The sequence below is a fragment of the Kitasatospora sp. NPDC057198 genome (assembly GCF_042670125.1).
Lineage (GTDB): Bacteria > Actinomycetota > Actinomycetes > Streptomycetales > Streptomycetaceae > Kitasatospora.
Map to the genome: position 1 here is coordinate 1 of NZ_JBHUWH010000508.1, position 5,436 is coordinate 5,436.

General features: G+C 71.8%; 4 protein-coding genes. 1 reads left to right on the forward strand and 3 read right to left on the reverse strand.

Going from position 1 to position 5,436, the window contains the following annotated elements; all coding sequences use genetic code 11:
- Window positions 1-52: 52 nt before the first annotated feature.
- The 3 genes from ACFUEL_RS34265 to ACFUEL_RS34275 form a co-directional block, all read right to left on the reverse strand.
- Window positions 53-1,387, reverse strand: coding sequence for an acyltransferase (locus tag ACFUEL_RS34265; protein ID WP_380241242.1), 1,335 nt, complete (start codon window positions 1,385-1,387; stop codon window positions 53-55).
- 1 nt (window position 1,388) lies between these two features.
- Complete coding sequence (locus ACFUEL_RS34270) at window positions 1,389-3,479, reverse strand: bifunctional polysaccharide deacetylase/glycosyltransferase family 2 protein (RefSeq protein ID WP_380241247.1); 2,091 nt, start codon at window positions 3,477-3,479, stop codon at window positions 1,389-1,391.
- Window positions 3,480-3,591: 112 nt separating this feature from the next.
- Entirely contained in the window at window positions 3,592-4,086 is a 495-nt protein-coding gene (locus ACFUEL_RS34275) for a hypothetical protein (RefSeq protein ID WP_380241244.1), read from the reverse strand.
- Between the two features lie 380 nt (window positions 4,087-4,466).
- Here ACFUEL_RS34275 and ACFUEL_RS34280 point away from each other — a divergent pair, with 380 nt between their 5' ends.
- Window positions 4,467-5,402: a glycoside hydrolase family 16 protein gene (locus ACFUEL_RS34280; protein WP_380241245.1), complete on the forward strand. Its 936-nt coding sequence runs from the start codon at window positions 4,467-4,469 to the stop codon at window positions 5,400-5,402.
- Window positions 5,403-5,436: the final 34 nt, after the last annotated feature.

Here is a 5,436-nt window from a genome sequence, read left to right on the forward strand (position 1 = left end):
GAACGGCGGGCCCCCGCAGGGACCCGCCGTTCCGCCCCGGGGCGCGCCCCCGTCAGGCGGCGGCCCCCCGGCGCTTGCCGCGCGGCCGTCGCGGGTACGGGAACAGCCGCGGCGGGCGCTTGGCCGCGACGTCCTCCACCCAGCCGAAGACCAGCACCAGCAGGGCCAGGAGCGGTATGCCGACCGCCAGGGTGAACCACTGGCTGGTCAGCAGCCACTTCATGTGCTCGTAGAAGAAGTCGACGTCCCACAGGCGGTCGATCAGCGGGACGGCGCACACCAGCGCGGTCACGTGCCACAGGTAGACGCTGACGGCCCGCGAGTTGAGCAGGCCGACCAGGCCGTTCCAGCGTTCCAGCCGGGCCGGCCACTGCTCCCAGGACGGGCTGAGGTGCAGCAGCATCGCGACGAAGCCCAGGGACCACACGGCCTGGGCGATCGGCCACGCCTCGATGTCGGTCGGCTGGGTCGGGTCGACCGGCCTGGTCTGCAGGTACCAGAACCCGGCCACCATGACCAGCGGCGCTATGGACGGCAGGACGTACTGCGGGAGCCGCTTGAGCAGCCCCTCCTGGTGGGCCATGCCGAGGATCCAGCAGGAGCCGAAGGTCGCGAAGTCGTTGACGGTCTCCCAGACCCGCTGGTAGACGAAGTCGTGTTCGGTGGTGAACCCGTTCATCGCGATCACCAGCACCAGCGGGGCGCACAGCGTCACCACCGGGAAGCGCCGCAGGGCCCGCAGCATCAGCGGCGAGAGCAGCACGTACCAGAGGTAGGCCCGCAGGTACCACAGCGGCACCACGAGCTGGGTGGCCCAGCCGGACTCCAGGTGCAGGCCGTGCAGGCCGTGCAGCCCGTCCTCCGCGTACGGCGGGGTGCTCAGCGGCAGCAGCCAGAACGCCAGCTTGGCCCACCACCAGGTGGGGTGGCCGTCCGCGTCGGGGCCGCCGCCGTCGACGACCTGCAGGGCGACCACGATGCCGCCGAACAGCCACATCGGCGGCAGCAGCCGACGCAGGCGCCCGCGGATCACGCCGAGGGCGGGACGGCTCAGCGAACGGGCCATCAGCGAGCCCGCCAGCGCGAACATCACGCCCATCGACGGGAACAGCAGCGGCAGCCAGAACCAGCCGAAGTTGTGGTAGAGCACCACGCGGACCAGCGCCAGCGCGCGCAGCAGGTCCAGGTAGCGGTCCCGGCCGCCCTTGCGGGGCGCGGGGGCCTGATCCTCCTGCGGCTCCTCCGGCACCGGGTCCGTGTCGTGGTCCCGGCGCCACTGCTCGGGGATCCGCAGCGCCACGGTGTCCTCGTGGCGCCCGAACCCCTCGGGTATCCGCAGCGGGATGGTCTCCTCGTGCCGCCCGCGCTGCCCGGTGGGTGAAGTCATGTCACACCTCCACCGGCGCGGCGGAGACCTCGCCGGTGCGCCGGAGCTTCTGCCAGCGCAGCCGGCCACCGGTGAACGCGGTGATCGTCGACTGCAGGAGGACGATGTACATCAGCTGCCGGTAGACGATCTGCTGCAACGGCAGGCTGATCAGGTGCCAGGGCTTCTCCCGGTCGAGCCGGAAGGCGTACCAGGACAGCAGGGACTGGAGCAGGATGAAGCCGCCCCAGCTGGCGAGGGTGAGCCCGGTCGCCCCGAACAGGATGCCGTACAGCAGGAACAGGTCGACCAGCGGGGCCAGCAGCGGGGCGACCACGCCGAACAGCACGACCAGCGGCAGCCCGATCCGGCCGAAGCGGCCGGCCGGTCCGCGGGAGACCACCGCGCGGCGGTGCTTCCACATCGCCTGCATGGAGCCGTAGCTCCAGCGGTACCGCTGGGACCACAGCTGCTGCAGGCTGGCGGGGGCCTCGGTCCAGGCGCGGGCGCGCTCGGCGTAGACGATCCGCCAGCCGTCGCAGAGCACTGCCATGGTGATGTCGGTGTCCTCGGCGAGGGTGTCGTCGCTCATCCCGCCGACGGCCTGCAGGGCCTCCCGGCGGAAGGCGCCGACCGCGCCGGGGATGGTCGGGATGACGTTGAGCACGTCGTACATCCGGCGGTCCAGGTTGTGGCCGAGGACGTACTCGATGTGCTGCCAGGCGCCGATCAGGCTGTCGCGGTTGCCGACCTTCGCGTTGCCCGCCACCGCGCCGATCCCGGGGTCGGCGAAGGGCTGGACCAGCTCGCGGACGGTGGACGGCTCGAAGACGGTGTCGCCGTCCATCATCACGACGATGTCGTACGAGGCGGCCGCCACACCGGCGTTCAGCGCACTCGGCTTGCCGCCGTTGACCTTGCGGATCAGCCGGACGAACGGCAGGTCCATCTCCTCGACGATGTCCGCGGTGCCGTCCGTGGAGCCGTCGTCGATGACGATGACCTCGATCGGGTAGTCGCTGGCGGCCAGCGAGTTGAGCGTGTTGGCGATGCACTCGCGCTCGTTGTACGCCGGGACGAGGACGGTGACCGGTTCGGTGACGGGCTCCCCCCAGGCCCCCTGCCGCTTGGAGCGGCGGGCGTGCACCGGGGCGAGCACGACCATCAGCGCGAACCGGCCGAAGTTCAGGAAGCCGACCAGGGCGAGCAGCCCGACCAGCAGGGGCAGGGTCACCACCGACACGTGGGTGGCCCAGATGAACCCCTTGCCCGCCCACAGCTGGAAGCCGTGCACCGGCACCATCGCGCTGGGGGCGCCGAGCGCGTCGGAGATGGTGGTGAAGCGGTAGCCCTCGCCCTGCAACTTGACGATGATCCGGTCCAGCGCCTCGACGGTCTCGGCGCGGTCGCCGCCCGCGTCGTGCAGCAGGACCAGTTCGCCCGCGCCGGGCTTGGTGGGCATCGCGGCCTTGACGATCTCCTCCACGCCGGGGCGCTTCCAGTCGTCGGTGTCGCGGTCGATGAACGCGGTCAGGTAGCCGTGCGCGCCGACGTACTTGATGACCGGGTAGTTCCAGTCGTCCATCGCCGAGGCGTCGGAGGAGTAGGGCGGCCGGAACAGCGAGCTGTGGACGCCCGCGACGCCGGCCAGCGCCAGCTGGGTCTGCGCCAGCTCCCAGCTGATCCGGGCGTGCGACTGGTACGCCAGGTCGGGGTGGGTGAAGGTGTGCAGGCCGATCTCGTGGCCGCCCGCGACGATCTGCCGGATCAGCTCCGGGTTGCGGGTGGTCATCGAGCCGGTCACGAAGAAGTCCGCGCGGACGCCGTGGTCCGCGAGCACCTTCAGGATCTTCGGGGTCCACTCCGGGGAGGGGCCGTCGTCGAAGCTCAGCACCACGGTCTTGTCGGGGATCCGGTAGCTCACCGGGTGCGCCTTCTTGTCACCGCGCGCGTCGATGACCGGGCCGCCCTTGAGCAGTTCCTCGGGCACGGTCGTCTTGTCCACGGACTGGGCGATCCGGGTGTCGTGGAACACCTCGTTGTTGGCCAGGCCGCGCAGCACGAGCAGCACGAGCAGGCACGCCAGCAGGGACAGCGGCATGAAGAAGCGCAGCGGCGGCGCGGCCAGTCGGCGCGGCCTCAGCAGGGACTGCCGGCGGCGCTGGTGGCGGGACAATGGCGCTCCTGGAGATGGGCGGTGCGGAGGTTCGGGGGACGGCGGGCCGTCAGGAGTGCGCGGTCGACTGGCCCGAGGGCGTCGGTGCGTGGGACGCGGTGGTGGGTTTCGAGCTCGACTTCGACGTGCTCGGCTTCGAGGTGCTCGGCTTCGAGGTGCTCGGCTTCGTGCTGCCGGTCGAGCTCTTCGCGCCGGGCGCGGTGGAGTGTCCGGCCGTCCCGGTGGCGGACGGCGAGGGCGCGGTGGTGGCGGACGGCGAGGGGGCCGTGGTGACGGCGGGCGCCTGCGCGGGCTGGGCGGGCACCACCAGCGGCGGGGCGTCCGCCTGCATGCCGACCAGGCTGCCGCCCATGGCGACCGCCAGGACCGCGCCCACCAGGGAGACCGGCCAGCCCATGCCCCGGAGCAAGCGGCCGCGGAGCCCCGACTGGTCGACGAACACCGGCTCGGGGGCCGGTTCGTCGTGGTCGTCGTACGCGTGGAAGCCGTCGGGGGGACCGCCGGGTCCCCCCGTGCGGACGGGTTCGGCTCCGTGGGGAGTCATGACAGGGCGCACCGTGCAGCGCCTCTCAGTGCAGGTAGGTGGGGATCGCGGGAGCGTAGGCCGAACGCTAGTCCACCCGACCGGAGGCAATTGGGGCGCATGTCCGTTTTTGGCGGGGTATGGCGCAGTGTTGTAATCGGATTGAGACGACCGCGGGGGCATAACTGTAGGGGGACGGTCGCGGACCGTTGACCTTGGCGCATGTCCGTCAGGGGCCGGGCGGGGGCGGGGCGGTGGTACGCGCGGGCCCCGTTAGGATGACCGCCTCGTGCGGATCAGCCGCCGCCCCGCGCCGAGGGGCGCGTCCAGGCGCCGCCGCCCCGCCGCAAGGAGCCCGTGTGAGCCAGCCCCGCCGCATGCCCCGTCACCGTGCGTGGAGCGTGCTTACCGCACCGGTCCTACTGTCCTTGCTCGCCGCCTGCTCCAGCGGCGGCGCCGCCGGCGCCGGGGACGGCGCGACCGCGGGAGGAGCGGGCACGAATGGCGGCTCCGCCTCCAGCGCCTCGCCGACGCCGACCGGCCCGCCCGGGACGCTGTTCGACTCCTTCCACTACACCGGGCCCGACGACCCCGCCTTCGCCGACCACGGCTGGGAGGTCCGCGACGGCGCGGGCGGACCCGGCGTCAAGGACACCTGGAGCGCCGCCGGCGCCTCCTTCCCCACCGACGCCGCCGCCCAGGGCAGCCGGGTCCTGCAACTGCGCTCGTCCACCGACGGCACCAAGCAGGGCACCGAGCAGGTGGAGGTGCAGACCACCGGCGCCCGGTTCCTCAACGGGACCTACGCGGCCCGGGTCTACCTCAGCGACAAGCCCGGCACCGGCCGCAACGGCGACCACGTCGTCCAGACCTTCTTCCCGATCTCGCCGGAGGACTCCTCGGCGAACTACAGCGAGCTCGACTACGAGTACATGGCCAACGGCGGCTGGGGCTCCGTCGGCCCGCAGCTCGACACCACCAGCTGGTTCAAGGCCGACCCGCCGGACCGGGTCACCCACGCCCTGAAGCAGCACCTCGGGGGCTGGCACCTGATGATGATCACCGCGATGGACGGGAAGGTGACCTACTCGCTGGACGGCAAGGACCTGTTCACCAGCACCGGCAAGTACGTCGCACGCGAGAAGGTCGACGTCCACTTCAGCAACTGGTTCATCGACCTGGTGCCCTCCCTCGGCGCCGGGCGCACCTGGGACATGAAGGTCAACTGGTTCTACCACAAGGCCGACGAGGCGGTGTCCCAGGCCGACGTCCAGAAGGCGGTGGACGGCTTCTACGCCGCCGGCACCGACTACGTCAACACCCTGCCGGGATCCTGACCCGCCCGGGCCGACGACGCACGGGGGCGGGGCC

Bases quoted from the DNA above. Each gene is read 5' to 3' on its own strand.
- ACFUEL_RS34265 (WP_380241242.1), bottom strand. From the start codon at position 1,387: ATGACTTCACCCACCGGGCAGCGCGGGCGGCACGAGGAGACCATCCCG.
- ACFUEL_RS34275 (WP_380241244.1), bottom strand. From the start codon at position 4,086: ATGACTCCCCACGGAGCCGAACCCGTCCGCACGGGGGGACCCGGCGGT.